Source organism: Pseudomonas sp. GW821-FHT09C09 (assembly GCF_059418105.1).
On sequence record NZ_JBWKPF010000007.1, the window covers coordinates 258630 to 282685 of the forward strand.

Genomic DNA, 24056 nt, shown 5'->3' on the forward strand with positions numbered 1-24056 from the left:
TGAATTAGTTGTGCGTGGTGGCTGGGCTGGCGTTGCTGGCAGTCAGGGTCTGCCCCTGGAAGCCGCCACCCAGCGCTTGCATCAGTTGAATCGACAGGTCGATCTGCTCGGCATTCAGGGTTGCCAGCTGACGCTGGGCCTGCAGCAATTGCTGCTCGATGCTGAGCACGTCCAGGTAGTTGCCGATTCCGGAACCGTAACGCTGGACCACGGTGTTGTAAGAATCCTGGGCAATCTCGGTCGCGTGCTGCTGAGCGCCGATCTGCCGGCCGATGTCACGCAACTGGTTGATGGTGTCGCCGACATCACCCAGGGCTTTCACCAGGCTTTTGTTGTACTGCGCCACGGCCAGGTCGTAATCGGCGTCGCGAGCGTCGAGATTGGCGCGCAAGCGGCCACCGTCGAAGATCGGCAGCGAAATGGTCGGGGCGATGTTGAAGAAGCGACTGGCGGAACCGAACATCGCGTCACCCAATAACGATTCGGCACCAGCGGAGGCCGACAGGTTCAAGTTGGGATAGAAGCGGGTCTTGGCCGAGTCGATGTCCTTGCTCGCGGCCTCGACACGCCAGCGCGCGGCAACCAGATCCGGGCGACGACCGAGCAGTTCCGCGGGCAGAACAGATGGAACAGCAACGGCACTGGCCTGCAGGACTTTCGGCCGGGCGATTTCGTTGCCGCGATCCGGGCCTTTGCCGAGCAGTACCGCCAGGGCGATTTTCGCGCTGTTCAGGCGCTTTTCGGCGTCGATCAGGCTGGCTTCGGAGCTGGCTTCCAGGCTTTGGGTCTGCTGGAACTGGTACTGGCTGTCGATCCCCGAGCTCAAACGACGCTGGCTCAGGTCGAGCATTTGCTTGGTGCGCTTGAGGTCTTCGTTGGCCAGGTCATAAACGATATGCGCCTGACCCAGATCGCTGTAGGCCCGGGCCACGTCGGCGGCGAGGGTCAGTTGTGCAGCCTGACGGTCGACTTCAGCCGCGCGAGCCTGACCAAGTGCGGCTTCCCAGGCGTCACGCTGACCGCCCCAGAGGTCGAAGTTGTAATTGAAGCCGGCGCTGATGTTGCGCACGGTGGCGTAGGCATCGCCCTGCCCTCGCGGGTCCTGATCCTTGGCCAGACGCGAACGGGTAATGCCGGCACTGGCGTCGAGGGTCGGATAACGCTCGGCATCGGCGGCATACGCGGCGGCGCTGGCCTGATGGGCGCGGGCGCCGGCGATCTGCATGTCCGGGCTGTCGTGCAGGGCTTCGCGGATCAGGCCGTCGAGCTGCGGATCGCCGAGGCTGGTCCACCAGTCGCTCTTCGGCCACGCGGCCGGCGACAGTGTCACGCCATTGAGGGACTGGCCGACCTTGAGGTCTTTCGCATCAAGGTTTTTGCCATGGGTATCGAGGCCACTGTAGTTGGCGCAACCGGCGAGAATCATCGCCGACAGCACCAGTGTCAGGCTGCTGCGCAAGGTTTTACCGCTCATTGTGTTCACCTAACCGCTGGATGGTGATGGGGTCACCGGCCGCCAGCAAAATTTTCTTGAGGATGTATTCCAGGGTTTTCAACTCGTCCGGAGTAATGCCGCCGGCCAACTCGTTCATGGCGTCGGCACCGATGTGCGGCAGACGATCGGCCAGCGCCTGACCTTGCCCGGTGAGCTTCAACTGCACCTGACGGCGATCGCCTTCGCTGCGCTGGCGCACCAGGAAGTCTTTCTGCTCCAGACGGTCGAGCATGCGGGTCATCGAACCGCTGTCCAGCGACAGGTGCCGGCACAGCTCGGCCGGGGTGTCGACGCCGTACTGGGCCATGATGATCAACACCTTGAACTGCGCGGCGGTGATGCCGTGGGGTTCCATGTGGGTGTCGATGATCCTGTCCTTGAGCAAGGCTGCACGGCCGAGCAACAGGCCGAGATGGCAATGCTTGAATTCGTCCGGGGTGAAATGCTTCATGTGCGCACCTAATAACTGCCTAGGCAGTGAATGTATGTCGAGATGTTACTGCCTAGGCAGCGAATGTCAACGTAATAGTTAGGTTGCTTTGTAATTAGTTGACCGGCGGACTGGGTTTTTCTGTTGACCGTGCAGACGCCATCGCGAGCAGGCTCGCTCCCACAGGGATCTCATGCATGTGGGAGCGAGCCTGCTCGCTATGGCAGCGACTCGGAGTAGAGCCAGTCAGGATTTGTCGGAGGGATGATTCATCGGTGGCGGGTGAAGTGGATGGACTTCCCGCCCACGCAAGGCGGTTGCCGCATACCCGCAAGCGCGTTTGGCTACCGCATAAATGCTGTGCCAGCCTGGCGGCGTCGGTTCGATGGCTGCATGCAGCGCCCACGCGTAATCAAGCAGCAACCCCGGCGTCCAGGCCATGGCTTCGGCGCGCTTGCGCACCTGGGCCGCGACCCAGAATTCGGGGCTGATGATGACCCGGGCAAAATCCAGCATGCTCGAATGGCCGCGGTTCATCGCGCCTTCAAGGGCAGCCTCAAGGCTATGCGCAACGGCACTCGAGCAATTGCGACTGGTGAGGTTGTAGGTGGTGTTCTGCCGATAGTCCGCCCAGAACGCCTGCAGCCGTGCGGCATCGTAGTGCCCGAAGCTGACCTGAACCGACGACGGGCACCAGTCGTCAACTTCGCTCGCATAGTCTTGCAGAAACCTGCCGGGAACATCGTTGTTCGGCGTGGCCCGCAGCAACCGCACAAAATCCCCCGCCGAACGATCAATGTCATCCAGCGGGTAATGGCTGATGTAGAGGTCCGGCCCACATTCCAGCGCCGCGTGGCCGGCGGAAATGACGCCGTTGATATCGACCGCCGCGATATATCGGTTGAGCACCCGGTTGCGCACCAGGGTGTCGTCAACCGTACCGCTGGGCGTCCAGACATGGATCACCAGCGCACCACCGTTTGCCGGTACGTATACCGGGGAAGGCGTCACCGGCGAATGCCCGTTCCTGAAGCGCAAGGCCTGCTGCAACAAAGCGCAGCCCGAGAGAAAGATACTCATGCCAATGCAGAACGGCACCGTCCCCTTGTAAAGCGTCGGGTACGGTTCGAGGATGAACAGCGCAAAACCGATCTCGAACAACCCCGCCAGCAGTGACATTTGCCAACCGACGAAGCGCACGACTACTGCAGCCGCCAGTCGAAAACCGCCGTCGAGCAGAAAAGCCGCACCGAACAGCACCGCGAGAATCAGGCCGGCAGCATGTTGCCGGTCGACAATCAGCAGCCCCAACAGCAGAAAAGCCAGCCCCCGCGCCTTGCGCAAAGCCGCCACCGTGCCGGTTTGCGGGGCCGGCACCAGCAAGATGATCAAGGCTTCGAGCAACAACAGATAGCCGAACACATGCAGCGGGAAATACAGGACGCCGTCCAGCGCATCGATGAAGATCGCCACCCCGGCCGCGCCCCAGACAACACCGGTCAACGCCAGTGCTGACCAGCGCCGGCGGACAAAATCCTTGCCGAGCAAAACCATACTCAAACGAACCATGGGCGCCCCCGGGACGTTTCGGGCAGTCGCAATCTGCAGCCTTGAAGCTGAGGTCAGTCTAATACATCAAAAAAAAGCCGGATCGTGGGAACACGATCCGGCTCTGTGAGAGCGAGGCCTAGAAGTCCCGCTTGTAGAAGATGTCCAGCGAACTGGCCACGCCGCTGGCGGCTTCGAGGTAGACCTTTTTGCTCAACTTGTAGCGCAAGGCAATGGTGTTGGCCGGCTCGAACACGCCGACGCCGTAACGCAGGCTGAGCTTCTCCGAGATATTGCCGCTGGCCACCACGCTGGTGGTGTTGCCGCTGCCCTGAGTGTCGAGCTGGAAATCCTGAATCCCCAGATCCTTGGCCAGGTTGCTGGTCACCCCGGAACTGCCCATCAGCCCCAGACCCAGCGCCGCTTGCGCGAGCATGTTGTTGTCTTCGCCGTTGCTGCTCAGTGGACGCCCCAGCACCAGATAGGACAACGCCTGCTCCTGGCTCATCGCAGGTTCCGAGAAGATCTGCGTGGTCGGCTGTTCGGCGCTGCCGCTCAGGCGGATGCCGGCGATCACGTCGTCGGTCTGGCGAATCGCTTCGATATCCAGATACGGCTGATCGATCGGCCCGGCAAACAACAGACGCGCACGGCGCACCGTCAGGCGCTGGCCGTAGGCACGGTAGCGACCATCGTTGAGCCAGAGTTCGCCACGGGTGTCCATGTTGTCGCCGATGTGCACGTGACCTTGCAGGTTGGCAGTCAGGCCGAACCCGGCGAAGCTCAGTTTGTCCTCGCCGACCACCACGTCGATGTCCATCTTCATGGCCATCGGTGGTTTGCCCTCTTCGGTCTGCGCACCGACGATGATCGTGTCATCGGAGACTTTCACCGTCGATGGCGGCAGTTCGCGCACGGTGATTTCGCCTCGGGGCACCAGCACTTTGCCGGCAATCGCCAGCTCGTCGCCGGCCATGGAAATCTTCAGGTCCGGCGCCACTTCAAGCTTGGCGTAGGGTTCGACGGTGACCGGCAGTTGCGTGCCCTTTAGCGCCAGATCCACCATCAGCGCCTGACCCCAGGCAACGTTGCCGCTGAGGCTGCCCTGCCCGGTCTTGCCGCTTTTCCAGCCGCCGTCCAGGCGCACCGATTCGCCGGCGATCACCGCTTGCAGTCGCAGATCCTGCAACTGCAACGGCAGTTCCGGGCCGGACACTTCACCGTCACTGAGTTGCACGGTGCCGTTGACCAGCGGCGCGAGCAGCCCACCGGAAATCGTGCCGCTGCCGTTCAGGCGTCCGGTGAGTTTCTCGACCATCGGCACGAACGGCCGCGCCACCGACAGATCCAGCCCGCTGAGACGGAACGAGCCATTCAGCGGCTTGTTCTTCGGCAGCGGATTGAGCTGTGCCTGCACCATCAGTTCACCGAGTTTGCCACCGACGAAGTTGAGGTCAGTGTCGATGCGTTTCGGCGTGAGTTTGCTGGTCAGCTTGAGGGTCTGGTACGGGAAGTCCAGCCACTGATCCTTTTCCTTCATGCGCAAGGTGCCACCGCTGGCATCGACGCTGATCTGGCCGTTCGGGCCGCTGGCCGGCAGGTCCAGTTGCAGGTCGGCATTGAGCTTGCCCTGCCAGGCGAAATCCTTGGGCAACCATTGCGCCAGGCTTTCGATCGGGAATTGCTTGAGGTGGTAACGCAGCTTCGGCTCCGGCATCAACCGCTGGTCTTCGCCGCACAGGCTGGCATTGCCGGACATCCAGCAATGGGCGCCAAAGTTGAGCTTGCCATCGGCCAAACGCTCGAGCTTGGCCGGGTTTTGCAGCTTCCAGTCCTGACCGCCGGCCTGAATGTCACCGCTGGCCAGGCGCCCGCGCCAGTTGCCTTTATCCAGATTGCCGTCCATCCCCAGCGCGAGTTTCAGCTTCGGCCCGAGCAGGTCGAGGTTGAGCTTCTGATTTTTGATATCGCCCTGCGCGCTGACGGTCAGCACACCCAGGTTCGTGTCGCCCGCCTGGATGCCGCTGCCCTTCAGATCGATTTTCGCCCGCTGCGCGCTGTCGAGGGTGGCATCGAGGTTGAGGCTTTGCAGGCGATTGTCCTGAAACACCAGTTGCGAGCCTTGCAGATCGAGCTTGCCTTGCGGGGCTTTCAGCGTACCCGCGACATCGACCCGACCGTTGATCTGTCCGCGCAGTTGCGGCCAGAGCTGGGCCAGACGCGGCAGCTTGATGTCGATCTGCCCGGCGAGCTTCTGTTGCAGGCTGCCCTTGCCGTTGATGCTGTTGTCGCCGAGGCGGATTTGCAGGGCGTTGAGATTCCATTGTTCGCCGGCGCCGTCAGCCTTGGCTTGCAGCACCGCCGGTTGCCCGCGCAGTTTGCCTTTGAGATCGAGGTCGGCGTTGAGGCTCAGGCGCTCGTTCTTCATTTCGCCCGTGCTTTTCAGCGGCCCGGCCAGTGTGCCCGGCAACTCCGCCATCCAGTACGCCGGGTTGAGCGCAGACAGTTCCAGCGCCGTGTCCCACGCAATACCGTCGGCGAACTGCACGTTCACATGCCCTTCGGCCTTGCCCTGCCCCGCTTCGAGTTTGAATTGCGGCAGGAAGATCTGCTTGAGGTTGCCACTGAACGGACTGCTCAGGCTGAACGCCCCGGCCGGGCCATCCAGTGCGGCGGCGAAATTGCCGAGGTATTGGCCGTCGGTGTAGGAGACTTCTCCGGTGAACGTGCGCAAGGCGACTTGCGGCTCGTCGATCTCGGAATAGAGCCGATGCCACGGGAAATCCTGCCAGTTGATGTTGGCCTGGGCGCTGAGGCCTTTGCTCCAGTCGACGTTGCCGGTGAGCTTGAGGCTTTGTTTGTCGTTGGCGGTCAGGTCGAGGCCGGCAATCTGCGCGCCCTTGGCATCGACCTTGCCCTTGAGCAACAGCGCCACCGGGCCTTTATCCGCAGGCAACGTCGCATTGCCGAGGAGTTGATAACCGTTTTTCAGGTCGCCTTCACCGGTCAATACCAGTTGATTGAGTTGCAAGGTGTCTGGCAGATCGGCGCTCGGCTTGAACGCCTCCGAAGTGATGCGCACCTTGGCCGGCAGGTTTTCCGCCAGCGGTTGCAGCTCGCCGCTCAACTGGCCGTCGAGGTAGCCACGGCTGTCGGCGTGCAGATTGAGGGTCTTGAGCAGATCGCCATCGACTTTGAGTGCCAGCGTCCATGGGCCGGTGCCCGGTGACGGCAGGGTCAGATCACCGGCGATGTTCAACGGCCAGTTACCGGTGGGCTGCAACAGGCCGGAGAGGTTCAGGCTCAGGTCGTCGCGTTGCAGCTTCACGCTGTCGATCTGCATACCCTTGGCGGTCCAGTGTGCCGCCAGTTGCAGGCCTTTGAGCTGTTCGCTGCCGTTGAACAGCAGGCTGCCGACTTGCACGTCACCCAGCTCGATGGCCACCGGCAATTGCAGGTCCGGCAGTTTGATCGGGCCGCTGTCGGTGGTTTCTTCGCCGGGCGGGAATTGCAGAATGACCTGATCGGCCTTGAGCTGCTCGATGCACAGCGTCATGCGTGTCAGGCACAGCGGCGACCATTCGAAAATCGGCTTGTTGAGCTCGACGCGGCTGCCGTCCTGCTGCCAGAGCAAGTGATCGGCGCTCCACTGTCCACCGAGGCGACCCTGGAAATTGTCGACACTCAAACCCGGAACCAGACCCAGCACCCAACGGCTGCCAGCCTGGGTGCCGAGCACGGCGGTAATGCCTAATACAATCAACAGCACCAGCGACAACAGCGCCAGCGCCGAAATTTTCAAACCACGCTTCACAGCTCAGGCCCCATGGAAAAGTGCAGCCGGATGCCGCCATCGTCGTCCAGCGCATGGGCCAGGTCGAGGCGGATCGGCCCCACCGGCGAGACCCAGCGCACACCGATACCGACCCCGGTCTTGAGGTTCGGCAGTTCGAGTTTGTTGAAAGAGTTGCCCTGGTCGACGAAGGTCGCGATCCGCCATTTCTCGGCGATCGAGTATTGGTACTCGACGCTGCCGGCCACCATGTAGCGCCCGCCGATGCGGTCGCCTTTGGAGTTTTCCGGGGACAGGCTCTGATAGTCGTAACCGCGCACACTCTGGTCGCCACCGGCGAAGAACCGCAGCGATGGCGGCACCGAGCTGTAACCGTTAGTGGCGCTGCCACCGACCTGGACACGCCCGAGGAACCGGTGGTTGTCGAACACCGTGGTCAGGCCTTTGATCAGCGCCGTGCCATACAGCAGGTTGTTGTCCGAGCCGAGGCCTTCTTTCGCCACCTTGCTTTCGAAGGTCAGCCGATAGCCATTGTGCGGATCGATGCGATTGTCGCTTTTCAGGTAGGAGTAACTGATGCCGGGCATCAGCAAGGTACTCAGACCCGAATCGTCACCGAGCTGGTATTCCTCACGCTGCCATTTCAGCGAAATCACCCGTTGCCAGCCGCTGGGCAGCTTGCTGTGCCATTCCGGGCCGAAGGTCAGCAGCTTGCTCAGGGTGTCGGAACCGTCGATGTCTTCGTACTGATAACCGCCGGCCCAGCGCAGTTTGTCGGTCAGCGGCGGATCCAGCGGAATGTCGTAGAACAGGCCGACGTTCTGCCGTGGCGCCGAGAGTTCGGCCTCCCAGCCGTAACTGTCGCCTTGCGGGTTGACCCAGTGACGGGTCCAGTTGGCCTTGATCCGCGGGCCGACGTCGGTGGAGTAACCGAGACCGAGGCCCATGGTGCGCGGCTTGCGGGTGTCGAGTTTGACGTCCACCGGGATCACGTCGTTTTTTGCGGCGGTCGGCGCGGCGTCGACCCGCACGCCTTCGAAGTAGCCGCTCGATTGCAGGTCGCGATTGAGTTCGGCGATCAGCTCGGAGTCGTAAGGCTCGCCCGGTTTGAACGGCACCATTCGCTGGAGCAGGTCTTCGTCGAACGGGGTGTCGCCTTCGAAACTGACCTTGCCCAGCGCATAACGCGGGCCGCTTTCGTAGATCAATTCGACATCGGCCACCCCGGCGCGGGGATCGACCATCAGTTTCTGGCTGGTGAAATGGCCGCTGAAAAATCCGAAACGCGAGGCCTGATTCTGGATCAGGCGCTTGGCATCTTCGTAGCGGCCATGGTTGAGCACCGCGCCGGGCTTGAGCACGTCGCTTTTCGGTACACGAAAGGATTTGAGGGCGGCAGCGGGTCCGTCGACCCGTACGGTGACATTGCGCAGGCGAATCGGCTCGCCGGGATCGATCTTCAGCACCAGGCGCGGCTTTTCACCGCCCTTCACTTCGCTGTCGATCTGCGGCTGGTAGTAGCCCAAAGCCTGGGCGGCCTTGCGCGCCTGTTCTTCGGCACCGCGACTGAAGCGCTGCAAGGCTTCTTCGTCACGATCGCCGAGGCTGCCGATATAGCCTTCTATATTGGCCTTGAGTTCATCGTTGGACGGTTTGACCCGCACATCCAATTCACTTTGCGCCAGCGCCGCGCAGCTGGTTAACAGCATGAGCACGCCACTGGTAAATCTTCCTGGAAACTTCATAGGGGCGGATGCTATCACGTGCTTGGGAGCGTGATAGAACCAGACTTTTCTGAAAAAGTTCGATGGTTATGCCGTTGCAGTTTGTAACACCTGTGGATTGGCGTGGAAAAACACGTGCTCACGTACCGGGCCGACGGCGACTTCGCCGATCTCCTCATAGCCCTGACGTTTGTAAAATTCCAGGTAGCGCGGGTTGCCGGTATCGAGGATCACGCCCTGGGAGCTTTCGTCCACCGCGCACCAGTTGTGCACCGCTTGCAGCAGCTGTTCGCCGAAGTGCTTGCCCTGAAATTGTGGATGCACACCCAGCAGCGGCAGCATGTGCACCGAGTCGGTCGGCACGCAGGCTTCAACGGCGGCGTGATATTCCAGATAACGGCGGGTGCAGCGAAAACCGGTGCTCAACACCATGCGCAAACGCCAGGCCCAACTCTCGGTGACGCCTAGGCGCCGTTGCGGCGGCGCGATCAGGGCGATGCCGATCAAGCGATCATTGACCAACAGGCCGATGGCCGGCAGATCCTGCAGGAAATGCTGTTTGACCAGTTCCCGCACCGTGGCGCGCACCCGTTGTTCGTAACCTGGGCGTTCGGCCTCGAACAGGTAAGCGAAAGTCGGCTCGTGACGATAGGCCTGATACAGCAGGGATCGCGCTTCCCGGGAATAGCCGCGGTCGAGCATGTGGATGTCGGCGATGGCGGTCGAGGTTTCAGGCATGACGGTGATTCTCCCTGGACGGGACTCAACAGGCCCCGTTCTTGTTATACGAGCCTTGGGCTGAAGGGATCGTTCCCACACCCGAAAGACATTAGCAGCGCATATGGACTACCGCCACGCTGGCCCAGATCCTACATGTCAGCTAGCATCGCCCTTTTGCCAGGACTGCCGACCATGAAGATCGTTTCCTTCAACATCAACGGACTGCGGGCCCGCCCGCATCAGCTGGCGGCGCTGATCGAAAAGCATCAGCCGGACGTCATCGGCCTGCAGGAAACCAAGGTCCACGACGACCAGTTCCCGCTGGAAGAAGTGCGGGCCCTGGGTTATCACGTGTATTTCCACGGCCAGAAAGGCCATTACGGCGTTGCCCTGCTCTCGCGCCAGGAGCCGATTGCCGTGCACAAAGGCTTCGCCACCGATGAAGAAGACGCGCAGCGGCGCTTTATCTGGGGCACTTTCGCCGACGCCAACGGCGTGCCGGTGACGATCATGAACGGCTATTTCCCACAGGGTGAAAGCCGCGACCATCCGACCAAGTTCCCGGCCAAGCAGCGCTTCTACAGCGATCTGCAAACACTGCTGGAAAGCCAGTTCAACAATGAGCAGCCGCTGGTGGTGATGGGCGACGTGAACATTTCCCCGGAAGACTGCGACATCGGCATCGGCCCGGACAACATGAAGCGCTGGCTGAAAACCGGCAAATGCAGCTTCCTGCCGGAAGAGCGCGAGTGGATGGCCCGCCTGAAAAACTGGGGCCTGACCGACAGCTTCCGTCACCTGAACCCGGACGTGGCCGACGTCTTCAGCTGGTTCGACTACCGCAGCCGTGGCTTTGAAGACGAGCCGAAACGTGGTCTGCGGATCGACGTGATCCTGGCTTCCCATGGCTTGCTGCCACGGGTGAAAGCCGCCGGTGTCGACTATGAACTGCGCGGAATGGAAAAGCCTTCGGATCATGCGCCGATCTGGCTGGAATTGAGCTGATAGCAAAATCGCCGCACATCGCTGTGGGAGTTCGCTCCCACAGCCTGAACACTGTCATCTTTCAGAAACTTCCCTGACTTAATCTCCCCGGCAATCCCCTTGGCTGCATTCGGTGCCGGCATGACCCTGCGCGTTCTGTTTGTCTTTCTCCTGAGTGCCTGGCTGCAGGTTTCGGCCGCTGCATTGCCCATTTCCGAGAACGGCCCGGTCCTGCGCATCCAGGGTTCCAACACCATTGGCGCAGCCCTAGGCCCGGCGCTGGTTGAAGGCCTGCTCGAAGAGCAGGGACTTTTGAAAGTCCACAGCGAAACGCCGGACACCGCTAACGAACAACGGGTCGTCGGTCTCACGGCTCAAGGTAAACGGGTCGTGGTGGAAATCGCCGCCCATGGTTCCAGCACCGGTTTCTCCGCGCTCAAAAACAACAGCGCCGATCTCGCTGCGTCTTCGCGCCCGATCAAGGACAGCGAACTCGCCAGCCTTGTTTCGCTTGGCGATCTGAAAAGCCCCGGCGCCGAGCAGGTCATCGCCATCGATGGCCTGGCGATCATCCTTCACCCCGACAATCCGCTGAATCAACTGAACACCGAGCAACTGGCGCGGATCTTCAGCGGCGAGGCGAAGACGTGGGAAGAACTCGGCGGCAAGGGTGGGACGATTCATCTGTATGCGCGGGATGATCAGTCCGGCACCTACGACACGTTCAAAGAACTGGTCCTCAGCCGTCGTGGGAAAACCCTGAACAGTTCGGCGAAACGTTTCGAATCCAGCGAGCAATTGTCCGATGCAGTCAGCGCCGATCCGCAGGGCATCGGTTTTATCGGCCTGCCTTATGTGCGCCAGGCCAAGGCCGTGGCCATCGTCGACGGGCAGTCCCAGGCCATGCTGCCACTGGCCAGCCTGATCGCCACCGAAGACTATCCGCTGTCCCGCCGGCTGTTCTTCTATTTGCCACCCGGCAATCAAAATCCATGGGCCGCAGCCTTGGTGGACTTTGCGCAAAGCCGCCAGGGCCAGGCGATTGTCGCGGCCAACGGCTTTATCGCCCAGACCGTGCACGCCATCTCGGTCACGCCGAATGCGCTGATGCCCGAGGGTTATCAATCCCTCAGCCGGCACGCCCAGCGTCTGACCGTGAATTTCCGTTTCGAAGAAGGCAGCGCCAGCCTCGACAACAAGGCCCGCCAGGATCTGGCCCGGGTGTTCGACTATATAAAGCACCACGACAAGACCGACCGCGCGGTAACACTGGTGGGATTCGGCGATGCCAAGGATGATCCGGCGCGGGCGGATCTGCTGTCGAAGCTGCGGGCGATGGCGGTACGGCGGGAACTGGTGAAGAACGGCGTGGTGCTGCGCGAGGTGCGCGGGTTTGGTGCGCTGATGCCGGTGGCGACCAACAGCGGGGATGAAGGCAGGATCAAGAATCGGCGGGTTGAGGTTTGGGTTTATTGAAGTAATCAATCAACTGCGAACACATGTCTCTAAAAGTCACTTACTTGACCTTTAAAGCCAGTCTCACTGTCACTTCTGACAGGTGATTTCTTTCAAGAAATGCAGCGAAATGCTCCTACCCCATTCCCTTGGGGCAGCACTCAGAGGAACACTCGCATGAATACTTCAACTGCCCCCCGCAAACCTGGAGATCTGGACGAAAGCTTCGGCCTCTTCGGCTCCATCGTCGGCCCCGCAGATGGAATAGTGAAATCTATCGTGGCGGCTGCAGACGATAAACTGACCCTAGCAGTTCAGATCTCGAACCAGAATGCCTTTGAAATTCACCGATTGCTAAGCGAGGGGAGGAAGGACCCGGATTTCGGCAACGACGGTGTCGTCACAGCGCAGTTCGGAAATGACGGGACCTCCATGGCCAGCCGATTGATTCAGCGAGATGAAAAAATCTGGCTGATTGGCGATCTGACTTCAGGCGATGGAGGAGTGCCGGCAATTACCCGTCGCAACGCAGATGGAAGCCCTGACCTGATTTTCGGCACTAAGTTGCTTTCTGCTCCTGCCACTTCATCAAACAGATTTCCGTCGGACGGTTGCCTGCAGGCGGATGGAAAACTGCTTGTTCTGAGCGCACGGATCCAAGATTCAGGTACCACTATCAAAGGGGTGCTGACTCGCTTGCTGAGCAACGGCGAGAATGATTCTGAATTTGGGGTTGACGGCCAGACCGAAGTCACCTTTGGAGATCAGCAAAGCTCAATGGTCAACGTTATCGTTCAGCCTGATGGCAAGATTGTGGTAGGCGGTAACTACAGCGGCGGCGACGGCAATCAAATAGCGTTGATGCAATTTGATCCAAATGGAACGCTCGATAAAACCTTCGGCGACAACGGCCGTATTTTATACGGGCACAACCATAGTTTGGCGCATTTGAGCCAACAGGCGGATGGAAAACTGCTCTGCGCTGGCACCGGAGACTCAGCGGCGCTATTGATGAGATTCACTGCCAACGGCCGGGTTGACACCACCTTCAATGGTGGTCGTGAAGTATTGGCCAATTTGGGGGAGCCACAGGGCGGAGTATGGAGAGCGCTGGTCATCCAGGCCGACGGGAAAATTGTTGCGGCAGGCTGGAACGCCAGCCTCTATCAGAAAATGTTCTGCGGCAGATTAAATCCAGACGGCACTTGGGATCCCTCTTTCGCTAACGAAGGATGGGGTGAAATCCGTGATATTCCAGGAACCCCCTACTCCGCAACAATTCAAAGCCAAAGCAGAATCATCGTCGCCGGCAGCCGTATTCAAGGCTATTTTTCGGTAGTGGCCGGTATTCAGAACTGACTTAATCGCCCATTCGACGGTAATGCGCCAGCAATCAATGATTACTGGCGCGCCCTGCCTTCAGCGCTCGCTACGCAGCATTTCCTTCGGCACATACTTGCCGATCTCGAACTTGCCGATCGCCGCACGGTGCACTTCGTCCGGGCCGTCGGCCAGGCGCAGGGTACGTTGCATGGCGTACATGTAGGCCAGCGGGAAATCGTTCGACACCCCTGCCCCGCCATGAATCTGAATCGCCCGGTCGATCACCCGCAAGGCGACGTTCGGTGCGACGACCTTGATCTGCGCGATTTCACTCTTGGCGACCTTGTTGCCCACGGTGTCCATCATGTACGCCGCTTTCAGGGTCAGCAGACGCGCCATGTCGATTTCCATCCGCGAGTCGGCGATCTTGTCGACGTTACCGCCCAGACGTGCCAACGGTTTGCCGAACGCGGTGCGGCTCACCGAACGTTTGCACATCAGTTCCAGCGCACGTTCGGCCATGCCGATCGAACGCATGCAGTGGTGAATCCGGCCTGGGCCAAGGCGACCTTGAGCGATTTCGAAGCCGCGTCCTTCACCGAGCAGGACGTTTTCGTACGGCACCCGCACGTTGTCGAACAGCACTTCGGCGTGACCGTGCGGCGCGTCATCGTAACCGAACACCGGCAGCGGGCGGACAATCTTCACGCCGGGGGTATCGACCGGCACCAGGATCATCGAGTGCTGGGCGTGTCGCGGGGCATCGGGGTTGCTCAGACCCATGAAGATCAGGATCTTGCAGCGCGGGTCGCAGGCGCCGGAGGTCCACCATTTCTTGCCGTTGATCACCCACTCGTCGCCATCGCGCACGGCGCGGGCGGCCATGTTGGTGGCGTCTGAAGAAGCAACGTCCGGTTCGGTCATGGCGAATGCCGAGCGGATCTCGCCACGTAGCAGCGGCTCGAGCCAGCGCTGTTTCTGTTCTTCGTTGGCGTAACGCACCAGCACTTCCATGTTGCCGGTGTCCGGTGCCGAACAGTTGAACGGCTCGGGGCCCAGCAGCGAACGGCCCATGATTTCCGCCAATGGCGCGTACTCGAGGTTGGTCAGGCCGGCGCCCAGTTCCGACTCAGGCAGAAACAAATTCCACAGTCCTTCAGCCTTGGCCTTGGCCTTGAGCTCTTCCATGATTGCAGTCGGCTGCCAGCGGTCGCCCTCGGCAACCTGCCGTTCGAACACGGCTTCGGCCGGGTAAACGTAAGTGTCCATGAACGCGGTCACGCGCTCACGCAGTTCCTGAACCTTGGGCGAATAGGCGAAATCCATGAGCAATTACCTTCTGTGGCAGAGGTTGTTTAGGTCATGCAATCGATGCTAGAACAGCGCTGATAATTTACCTAGCCTATTCTCGGCGTGTATAAACATTCATCACCGATATATGATTGGTTGATTTTCCTGGCCGCCCTGACCCGCGCCATCCACCTATAAAAAGAGAGCCGCGTAATGAATCTGAGCAAGGTCGACCTCAACCTTTTCATCGTCTTCGACGCGATCTATACCGAAGCCAACCTGACCCGCGCCGGGCAGATTGTCGGCATTACCCAGCCAGCGGTGTCCAACGCCTTGGCGCGGTTGCGCGAGACCTTCAACGACCCGCTCTTCGTACGCACGGCCCAGGGCATGGTGCCGACGCCCATGGCGCAGAACATCATCGGCCCGGTGCGCAACGCGCTGTCGCTGCTGCGGGTATCGGTTCAGGAAAGCCGCATTTTCAACCCCTCGCAAGCGGTCAAGACCTACCGCATCAGCATGACCGACCTGACCGAAGCGGTGATTCTGCCGCCACTGTTCCAGCGTCTGCGTCGCCTGGCGCCGACGGTGATCATCGAGAGCTTCCTGTCCAAACGCCGGGAAACCACCAAGGAACTGGCCGCCGGCCGTCTCGACTTCGCGGTGGATGCGCCGCTCAACACCGACCCGCAGGTGCGCCACGTCAAACTGATGGAAGACCGTTACGTCTGCGCGATGCGCAAGGGCCATCCGCTGGCGACCAAGGAAAAATTCACCCTCGACGATTACCTGTCGCTGACCCACATTCATATTTCCAGCCGTCGCAGTGGCCTGGGCCATGTCGATCTGGCGCTGGGCAAGATGGGCATCCAGCGCAAGATCGCCCTGCGCTCGCAGCACTACCTGATGGCGTCTCAGGTGTTGCAGCAGACCGACATGGTGATGACCGTGCCGGAACGTTTCGCCCGTCGCCACGACCTGCACGCGTTCAATCTGCCGGTCAACGATGTGCCGCCGGTGGAAACCCATTTGTACTGGCACGAAAGCACCGATCAGGACCCGGCCAACCGCTGGATGCGCGAGCAGATGATCGAGCTGTGCCAGCAAGTGACGGCGCACGAGAAGAAGCTCGACAAGCTGCAGGCGCCCGCCACTTGACGTAAACGTCAACCTGCCATTAGCTTAGCGCCAAGACCTTATTTCGAGCGCTTTCATGAGCAGCCAGACCTACAGCATTTCCGACCTCGCCCGCGAGCTGGACATCACCACCCGGGCGATCCGCTTCTATGAAGAACAAGGCCTGCTCAGCCCCGAGCGCCGAGGCCAGGAACGCATCTATTCGCCGCGCGACAAGGTCAGCCTGAAGCTGATCCTGCGGGGCAAGCGCATCGGTTTTTCCCTGGCCGAGTGCCGCGAGCTGATCGAGCTCTACGACCCGTCCAGCGGTAACACCAAACAACTCAACAGCATGCTGGCGAAAATCAGCGAGCGTCGCGAACAGCTCGAGCAGCAATTGCTGGACATCGAACAGATGAAGCTGGAACTCGACACCGCCGAAGAACGCTGTGTGCAGGCGCTGGAGCAGACGCTCAAGAGCCAATCCGTCCAGTAAGCCTACCTCGATCCCCTGTGGGAGCCAGCCTGCTGGCGATAGCCATCGCACATTCAACATAGATGTCGACTGGCCCGGCGCTATCGCCAGCAGGCTGGCTCCCACAGGGTTTACTTGCAATGTTCAGACAATCAGCACAGGTCAACGCCATGTCCCTCCCCTCCCAAGTACGCCTGATCGAAGTCGGCCCCCGTGACGGCCTGCAGAACGAAGCCCAGCCCATCAGCGTTGCCGACAAGGTGCAACTGGTCGACGCATTGAGCACCGCCGGCCTCGGCTATATAGAAGTCGGCAGTTTCGTCTCGCCCAAGTGGGTGCCGCAGATGGCCGGCTCTGCCGACGTGTTCGCGCAGATCCAGCGTAAGCCCGGCGTGACCTATGGCGCACTGGCGCCGAACCTGCGCGGTTTCGAAGATGCGCTGGCCGCCGGGGTCAAGGAAGTTGCGGTGTTTGCTGCGGCATCCGAAGCGTTCTCGCAGCGCAACATCAATTGCTCGATCAGCGAAAGCCTGGCGCGGTTCGCGCCGATCATGGAGTCGGCGAAACAGCACGGCGTTACCGTGCGCGGTTACGTGTCCTGCGTGTTGGGTTGCCCTTATGAAGGCGAGGTCGCCCCGGAGCAAGTGGCCATGGTCGCCCGCGAGCTGTACGCGATGGGCTGCTATGAAGTGTCGCTGGGCGACACCATCGGCACCGGCACCGCAGGCGCCACCCGCCGTCTGTTCGAAGTGGTTTCGAAGCAGGTACCGCGAGAAAAGCTCGCCGGCCACTTCCACGACACCTACGGCCAGGCCATGGCCAACATCTACGCCAGCCTGCTGGAAGGCATCGCGGTGTTCGACAGCTCGATCGCCGGCCTCGGCGGCTGCCCGTACGCCAAAGGCGCCAGCGGTAACGTCGCCACCGAAGACGTGGTGTACCTGCTCAACGGCCTGGGCATCGAGACCGGTATCGACCTCGACGCCTTGATTGCCGCTGGCCAACAGATCAGTGCCGTGCTGGGTCGCCCGACCGGCTCGCGCGTGGCCAAGGCCCGTAGCGCACAGTGAGGGCGAAGGTGTTACCGCTGTGTCCGAAACGTGGGCATAGGCGAGTAACACGGAAACAAATTGTCTGGTTTTGCCTGAAGGAAAAATCCTTCAAAAAACCCAAACCATTGATTTACAAGGATTTTTAAAAGTTGGCACGGCTTCTGCTATCTCTATGGCATAACAAGAATAAAAAGCAGCAAACCAATAAAAATAAGACGTACCGACTCTGACATAACAAAAACAACACGGCAGAGACGCAGCTAACAGATTTTTTTGGAGAAGGTGTGCTTTTCAGGGTGTTCCTCGGAATGACCCGCAACCGGGCAGAGAACAATAAAACTACCTTCAGGTAGCTCCCGAATCGGTTGGATCGCTAGACGAGAAAGCAGATCAGCGCTCAAAAAAATACGTTTGCTCTTGACCCCGGATGGGGGTCGCCAAAAACAGCGGTAAAGGGCCACGGTTGCCAAAAACAACAACAGACCGCCCCTCAATAATAAAAAAGAGCACGCGACGACAAAATTAAAGGGGAGCTTCGGCTCCCCTTTGTGCTGTCTGGCGTTCTGAAATTGTCCGCGACGGATCTCCTCCCCCCATCTCGATTTTCCTATAAGCGCTCACTCTGCATGGTTTCACGCGCCTCGACTTCCAGCCACTCACATGCTGGCAACCCCATCTAAATCACTAAGGATTCACGGCTTTCGCTGTGTGTAAACACGACGGCGCACGGGCGTTTAAAATACACGAACCGTTACGCCATAAGGGCTACAACACCTTGCGTCGTTGCCTACGCGTACGCCAGAATCCGCCGGCTTACGCGGCTATGGGGTGGGCTATATCGTTTCCCTGTCACTGAAAAACAGTGATCGGGTTTGGTAGCCCGTCTGTAATAGCTGTATGGCAACACCGTATGCAGGTCCTTTTGGGGGCTCTGTTTTATGGTGGTCATGCGTGGGGCTCATTCGTGAGCGCCGGGTTCCTATTGCAGCCGGTCTACCAACCCGCGTATGGCCGCCACCCATCGTTTGGTAGCGTGGGTGATGGCTCCTTGAAGTCTGCGATAGGAGTTTCACGTATGTTCAAAGCCACACCAAACCCGCCAGAAACCGATTCAATTCCCTACGACGCCACACTCGAAGCCGAAAACATAAAAACGGCAACCGAGCGGGCTATCAATCATTACCTCGATCCTGGGGCACAGAAGACGTCCAAGCCATCGCGCAAGCCCGGCAGGATCTATCTGGTCAATCCAACGGTGGATGACGAAACGCTGCTGGTCGAAGCGTGCGAAACGCTGTCGTCGGCCAGTGACATGGCCCGGGATATTGGCGACACCGTCGACCCGTCGCAGCGCAAGGCGATGCAGATTCTGCAGCAGGTCATCATGCTGAGTGAGCTGCTGGTCAATCGTGTGCTGGATAACCATCACGTCTCGCGGTAGTTGCCGCCTCGGTGAGGGGCTTGTCCCCTCACTGCCTGGCAGCCGTCTACACAAATTCTCAAGCGACTCTTGTCCGGAGTTTTAGCTGATGTCCACGACCGTCATTCCACCGTTAGAAGATCCGGTGTCCCCCTATGAGTTTCCCGATTCAAGAAAACTCCACGACGCGGCCGAACGCGCCCTCGACTATTACCTGACCCCCGCAGCCCGGATCATGGCCACGCCCTACACCCCAAACGACATGTTCATGGTCAACCCGCAAACCGACACGGAGTCCTTGCTGGCCAACGCCTGCGAATCCCTCGCGTCAGCCACGGTCATGCTCGGTGACTTTGCCGGCCTGCTGGAAGGGCCGAACCGCAAGACCCTGTTGGGCATTGCGCAAGTGGTGATGTTGGGGGAATTGGCAGTTAATCAGGCGTTGGAAAATATAGAAGAGAAGCAATAAGCGTTGCTTTCGAAGCCAGGGTCCGCGCCCTGGCTTCGAAAGCTCTGATCGATATAGAACGTTGAAACTGTGTCAGCCCTCGTTGCTACGCAACTCCTCAATACTGATCTCGCGCATCCGGAATTTCTGGATCTTGCCCGTCACCGTCATCGGAAACTCCTCCACAAACTTGAAATGACGCGGCGTCTTGAAGTGCGCGATGCGTTCCTTGCACCACGTTTGCAGCTCTTGTTCGGTGGCGCTGTGGCCGGGATGGAATTTAATCCAGGCGACGATTTCCTCGCCGTAACGCGAGCAGGGAATGCCGATCACCTGCACGTCCGCCACCGCCAAGTGGGTGAAGAAGAACTCTTCCAGTTCACGCGGATAAATGTTCTCGCCGCCACGGATGATCATGTCCTTGTTACGGCCGGCGATGCACACGTAACCCTCGTCGTTCATGCTCGCCAGGTCGCCGGTATGCATCCAGCCCGCCGCGTCGATGGCTTCGGCGGTGGCATTCGGGTTGTTCCAGTAGCCGAGCATCACGCTGTAGCCACGGGTGCACAGTTCACCGATGGTGCCACGTGGCACCGGATTACCGGCCTCGTCGATGATTTTGCTTTCGAGTTGCGGCTGGGTGCGGCCGACGGTGGTGACGCGCAGTTCCAGTTCGTCCGATGGCCCGGTCTGCAGGGACACGGGGCTGGTTTCGGTCATGCCATAGGCGATCTGCACTTCGCTCATATGCATTTCGCTGATGACCCGGCGCATCACTTCGATCGGGCAAGTGGCGCCGGCCATGATCCCGGTGCGCAGGGTCGACAGGTCGAATTCGGCGCGTTGCGGCTGATCGAGCATGGCGATGAACATGGTCGGCACGCCGTACAGCGCGGTGGCCTTTTCTTCGGCGACGGTGTTCAAGGTCAGCAGTGGATCGAAGGCATCGTTGGGATAAATCATCGTGCTGCCGTGGGTGATGCAGCCGAGGTTGCCCATGACCATGCCGAAGCAGTGATACAGCGGCACCGGGATCACCAGGCGATCGGCGGCGGTCAGGCCGAGGCTTTCGCCGACCATGTAACCGTTGTTGAGGATGTTGTAGTGACTGAGGGTCGCACCCTTGGGGAAACCGGTGGTGCCGGAGGTGTACTGAATGTTGACGGGCTGATCGAAGTGCAGGCTGTCGCTGCGTTCACGCAATTGTTCTGGAGAGACACTGGCGGCCAGATCTGCCAGTTGCGACCACGGGAGAAAACCCGAAGGCGGCTGCGGATCGAGGCTGATCAATCCGCGCAATTCCGGCAGGCGCTCGCTGCGCAGTTCGCCGATGGATTGCTCGGCCAGTTCCGGCAGCAAGCCTTGCAACATGCCGTGATAGTTGGAGCTCTTGAATGCGCCAGCGCAGACCAGCCATTGGCAGCCGGATTGCTTGAGTACGTATTCGAGTTCAGAGCTGCGGTAGGCCGGGTTGATGTTGACCAGGATCACACCGAGCTTCGCGGTGGCGAACTGTGTGATGCACCACTGTGCGCAGTTCGGCGCCCAGATGCCGAGCCGGTCGCCGGCCTGCAAACCCAACGCCAGCAGCGCTCTGGCATGCACGTCCACCGCATCGGCCAGTTGCCGCCAGGTGTAACGCTGCTGCTGATGACGCACCACCAGCGCCTCGCCGTCCGGGTACTGCGCGACGGTCTCGTCGAACTTCTGCCCGATGGTCATCGCCAGCAAGGCTTTGTCCTGGGAACCACGGGTATAGCTGCGCTGCGGGTTTGCACTGGGTTGATCCATGACGACCCCTATTGTCTTTATTAGTGGGTGTTGGACCGGAGCCATATGAGCTCCGACCGTTCAGAACTGGCCCTACTCTCGCTCAAGTTGACGTTAACGTAAAGGGTGATTGACAGCCATTCGTCACAGGCTTACGTTAACGTAAAGGTGAGAGCCAAACCGCCGCCCTCCCCGCCCCACAAAAAAGCCAAAAGGTGACCCATGAGCTACCCATCCCTGAACTTTGCCCTCGGCGAAACCATCGACATGTTGCGCGATCAGGTTCAGTCCTTTGTCGCCAAAGAGATCGCCCCGCGCGCCGCGCAGATCGACAGCGACAACCTGTTCCCGGCCGATCTGTGGCGCAAGTTCGGTGACATGGGCCTGCTCGGCATCACCGTCCCGGAAGAATACGGCGGCGCAGGCCTGGGTTACCTGGCGCACGTGGTGGCGATGGAAGAAATCAGCCGTGGCTCGGCTTCGGTGGCGTTGTCCTACGGCGCTCACTCCAATCTCTGCGTGAACCAGATCAACCGCAACGGCAACCACGAACAGAAATCCAAATACCTGCCAAAACTGATCAGCGGCGAACACGTCGGCGCACTCGCCATGAGCGAACCAAACGCCGGTTCCGACGTGGTTTCGATGAAATTGCGCGCCGATAAACGCGGCGATCGTTTCGTGCTCAACGGCAGCAAGACCTGGATCACCAACGGCCCCGACGCCAACACCTACGTGATCTACGCCAAGACCGACCTGGAAAAAGGCCCGCACGGCATCACCGCGTTCATCGTCGAACGTGACTGGAAAGGCTTCAGCCGCAGCAACAAGTTCGACAAGCTCGGCATGCGTGGCTCCAACACTTGCGAGCTGTTTTTCGATGACGTTGAAGTGCCGGAAGAAAACATCCTCGGCGTGCTCAACGGCGGCGTGAAAGTGCTGATGAGCGGCCTCGATTACGAACGCGTCGTGCTGTCAGGCGGCCCGACCGGGATCATGCAGTCGTGCATGGACCTGATCGTGCCGTACATCCACGACCGCAAGCAGTTCGGCCAGAGCATCGGCGAATTCCAGCTGATCCAGGGCAAAGTCGCCGACATGTACACCCAGCTCAACGCCAGCCGCGCCTACCTCTACGCCGTGGCCCAGGCCTGCGAGCGCAACGAGACCACCCGCAAGGACGCCGCCGGCGTGATCCTCTACACCGCCGAACGCGCCACGCAAATGGCCCTCGACGCAATCCAGATTCTCGGCGGCAACGGTTACATCAACGAATTCCCGGCCGGCCGTCTGCTGCGTGACGCCAAGCTGTACGAAATCGGTGCCGGCACCAGTGAGATCCGTCGCATGCTGATCGGTCGCGAACTGTTCAACGAAACCCGCTAAACGGAGCTGTCCATGGCTATCCTGCATACCCAGCTCAACCCTCGTTCAGCGGAGTTCGCCGCCAACAGCGCGGCGATGCTCGAACAGGTCGACGCCCTGCACACCCTGCTCGCCCAAGTGGCTCAGGGTGGCGGCGCGAAAGCTCAGGAACGGCACACCTCGCGGGGCAAACTGCTGCCCCGTGAGCGGATCAACCGCTTGCTCGATCCGGGCTCTCCGTTTCTGGAAATCAGCCAGTTGGCCGCCCACGCCGTGTATGGCGAAGACGTGCCCGCCGCTGGCGTGATTGCCGGGATCGGCCGCGTGGAAGGCGTCGAGTGCATGATCGTCGCCAACGACGCGACGGTGAAAGGCGGCTCGTACTACCCGCTGACCGTGAAGAAGCACCTGCGCGCCCAGACCATCGCCCAACAGAACCGCCTGCCGTGCATTTATCTGGTGGACTCGGGCGGCGCCAACCTGCCGCGTCAGGACGAAGTGTTCCCGGATCGCGAGCACTTCGGGCGAATCTTCTTCAACCAGGCCAACATGAGCGCCATGGGCATTCCGCAGATTGCCGTGGTCATGGGATCGTGCACCGCCGGCGGCGCCTACGTGCCGGCGATGGCTGACGAAGCGATCATGGTGCGCAATCAGGCGACGATTTTCCTCGCGGGCCCGCCCCTGGTGAAAGCCGCAACCGGTGAAGTGGTCAGCGCCGAGGATCTCGGCGGGGCCGACGTACATTGCAAGATCTCCGGGGTCGCCGACCATTATGCCGAGAGCGATGAACACGCCCTCGCCCTCGCCCGCCGCAGCGTCGCCAACCTCAACTGGCGCAAGCTCGGCGAAGTGCAGCAGCGCGCGCCGATTGCGCCGCTGTACGCCAGCGACGAGTTGTACGGTGTGGTGTCGGCGGACGCCAAACAGCCGTTCGACGTGCGTGAAGTGATTGCGCGACTGGTCGACGGTTCGGTGTTCGATGAATTCAAAGCCTTGTTCGGCACGACGCTGGTGTGCGGTTTCGCCCACCTGCACGGCTACCCGATCGCGATCCTCGCCAACAACGGCATCCTGTTCGCCGAAGCCGCGCAAAAAGGCGCGCACTTCATCGAACTGGCCTGCCAGCGCGGCATCCCGCTGCTGTTCCTGCAGAACATCACAGGCTTCATGGTCGGTCAGAAATACGAGGCCGGCGGCATCGCCAAGCACGGCGCCAAACTGGTGACCGCCGTGGCGTGCGCCAAGGTGCCGAAATTCACCGTGATCATCGGAGGCAGCTTCGGTGCCGGTAACTACGGCATGTGCGGGCGGGCCTACGATCCGCGTTTCCTGTGGATGTGGCCAAACGCGCGGATCGGCGTGATGGGCGCCGAACAGGCGGCCGGCGTGCTGGTCCAGGTCAAGCGCGAGCAGGCCGAACGCAGCGGTCAAGCGTTCAGTGCGGAGCAGGAAAGCGAGATCAAGCAACCGATTCTCGACCAGTACGAAGAACAGGGTCATCCCTACTACTCCAGCGCACGACTGTGGGACGACGGCGTCATCGACCCGGCGCAGACCCGCGATGTACTGGCCCTGGCCTTGTCCGCGTCGCTGAACGCGCCTATCGAACCGAGCCGCTTCGGCGTGTTCCGGATGTGATCGGGAG

Annotated in this window: 18 protein-coding genes; 10 read left to right on the top strand and 8 right to left on the bottom strand. The window is 60.4% G+C overall.

Going from position 1 to position 24056, the window contains the following annotated elements; all coding sequences use genetic code 11:
• Positions 1–4: 4 nt before the first annotated feature.
• From AC07NR_RS22435 to AC07NR_RS22460, 6 genes are all read right to left on the bottom strand, one after another.
• On the bottom strand, positions 5–1474 hold the full coding sequence (locus AC07NR_RS22435; protein ID WP_495079493.1) for an efflux transporter outer membrane subunit: 1470 nt from the start codon (positions 1472–1474) through the stop codon (positions 5–7).
• Complete coding sequence (locus AC07NR_RS22440) at positions 1464–1946, bottom strand: MarR family winged helix-turn-helix transcriptional regulator (RefSeq protein WP_085712425.1); 483 nt, start codon at positions 1944–1946, stop codon at positions 1464–1466. Before AC07NR_RS22440 ends, AC07NR_RS22435 begins: the two co-directional genes overlap by 11 nt.
• Positions 1947–2171: 225 nt before the next feature.
• Positions 2172–3494 (bottom strand): hypothetical protein, encoded by a 1323-nt coding sequence (locus tag AC07NR_RS22445; RefSeq protein WP_495079494.1) that lies wholly within the window; start codon positions 3492–3494, stop codon positions 2172–2174.
• A gap of 118 nt (positions 3495–3612) precedes the next feature.
• Complete coding sequence (locus tag AC07NR_RS22450; RefSeq protein ID WP_495079495.1) at positions 3613–7287, bottom strand: translocation/assembly module TamB domain-containing protein; 3675 nt, start codon at positions 7285–7287, stop codon at positions 3613–3615.
• A complete protein-coding gene (locus tag AC07NR_RS22455; protein WP_495079496.1) occupies positions 7284–9011 on the bottom strand; it encodes an autotransporter assembly complex protein TamA in 1728 nt (575 codons plus the stop codon). The genes AC07NR_RS22450 and AC07NR_RS22455 overlap by 4 nt, the downstream gene beginning before the upstream one ends.
• Positions 9012–9077: 66 nt before the next feature.
• Positions 9078–9728, bottom strand: a complete 651-nt coding sequence (locus AC07NR_RS22460) for a GNAT family N-acetyltransferase (RefSeq protein WP_085712429.1) — start codon at positions 9726–9728, stop codon at positions 9078–9080.
• Between the two features lie 174 nt (positions 9729–9902).
• Here AC07NR_RS22460 and xthA point away from each other — a divergent pair, with 174 nt between their 5' ends.
• From xthA to AC07NR_RS22475, 3 genes are all read left to right on the top strand, one after another.
• Positions 9903–10715, top strand: a complete 813-nt coding sequence (gene xthA / locus AC07NR_RS22465) for an exodeoxyribonuclease III (RefSeq protein ID WP_085712430.1) — start codon at positions 9903–9905, stop codon at positions 10713–10715.
• A 120-nt stretch (positions 10716–10835) separates the two neighbouring features.
• The gene (locus tag AC07NR_RS22470) at positions 10836–12170 is read left to right on the top strand and encodes a substrate-binding domain-containing protein (protein ID WP_495079544.1); all 1335 of its coding nucleotides are present in this window, start codon (positions 10836–10838) and stop codon (positions 12168–12170) included.
• A gap of 156 nt (positions 12171–12326) precedes the next feature.
• On the top strand, positions 12327–13508 hold the full coding sequence (locus AC07NR_RS22475) for a delta-60 repeat domain-containing protein (protein WP_248740992.1): 1182 nt from the start codon (positions 12327–12329) through the stop codon (positions 13506–13508).
• A 60-nt stretch (positions 13509–13568) separates the two neighbouring features.
• Here AC07NR_RS22475 and AC07NR_RS22480 read toward each other — a convergent pair whose 3' ends face one another.
• Positions 13569–14798 (bottom strand): acyl-CoA dehydrogenase, encoded by a 1230-nt coding sequence (locus AC07NR_RS22480; RefSeq protein ID WP_041075051.1) that lies wholly within the window; start codon positions 14796–14798, stop codon positions 13569–13571.
• Positions 14799–14975: 177 nt separating this feature from the next.
• On the opposite strand from AC07NR_RS22480, the gene AC07NR_RS22485 reads away from it, so the two are divergent.
• The 5 genes from AC07NR_RS22485 to AC07NR_RS22505 all read left to right on the top strand — a co-directional run bounded on the left by AC07NR_RS22485 (position 14976) and on the right by AC07NR_RS22505 (position 19294).
• Positions 14976–15920, top strand: coding sequence for a LysR family transcriptional regulator (locus tag AC07NR_RS22485; RefSeq protein ID WP_011334997.1), 945 nt, complete (start codon positions 14976–14978; stop codon positions 15918–15920).
• A 55-nt stretch (positions 15921–15975) separates the two neighbouring features.
• Positions 15976–16374 (top strand): MerR family transcriptional regulator, encoded by a 399-nt coding sequence (locus AC07NR_RS22490; protein ID WP_085648263.1) that lies wholly within the window; start codon positions 15976–15978, stop codon positions 16372–16374.
• Positions 16375–16523: 149 nt separating this feature from the next.
• Positions 16524–17423, top strand: coding sequence for a hydroxymethylglutaryl-CoA lyase (locus AC07NR_RS22495; RefSeq protein WP_495079497.1), 900 nt, complete (start codon positions 16524–16526; stop codon positions 17421–17423).
• Between the two features lie 1057 nt (positions 17424–18480).
• Positions 18481–18846, top strand: a complete 366-nt coding sequence (locus AC07NR_RS22500; RefSeq protein WP_495079498.1) for a DUF6124 family protein — start codon at positions 18481–18483, stop codon at positions 18844–18846.
• Between the two features lie 88 nt (positions 18847–18934).
• Positions 18935–19294, top strand: coding sequence for a DUF6124 family protein (locus tag AC07NR_RS22505; RefSeq protein ID WP_495079499.1), 360 nt, complete (start codon positions 18935–18937; stop codon positions 19292–19294).
• Positions 19295–19366: 72 nt separating this feature from the next.
• Here the strand turns inward: AC07NR_RS22505 and AC07NR_RS22510 are convergent, their stop codons facing one another.
• Positions 19367–21064, bottom strand: a complete 1698-nt coding sequence (locus AC07NR_RS22510; protein ID WP_495079500.1) for an AMP-binding protein — start codon at positions 21062–21064, stop codon at positions 19367–19369.
• 201 nt (positions 21065–21265) lie between these two features.
• On the opposite strand from AC07NR_RS22510, the gene AC07NR_RS22515 reads away from it, so the two are divergent.
• Together AC07NR_RS22515 and AC07NR_RS22520 are read left to right on the top strand one after the other, a co-directional pair.
• Positions 21266–22429: an isovaleryl-CoA dehydrogenase gene (locus tag AC07NR_RS22515; protein ID WP_085712435.1), complete on the top strand. Its 1164-nt coding sequence runs from the start codon at positions 21266–21268 to the stop codon at positions 22427–22429.
• Between the two features lie 12 nt (positions 22430–22441).
• Entirely contained in the window at positions 22442–24049 is a 1608-nt protein-coding gene (locus tag AC07NR_RS22520; protein WP_007951515.1) for a carboxyl transferase domain-containing protein, read from the top strand.
• Positions 24050–24056 lie beyond the last annotated feature (7 nt).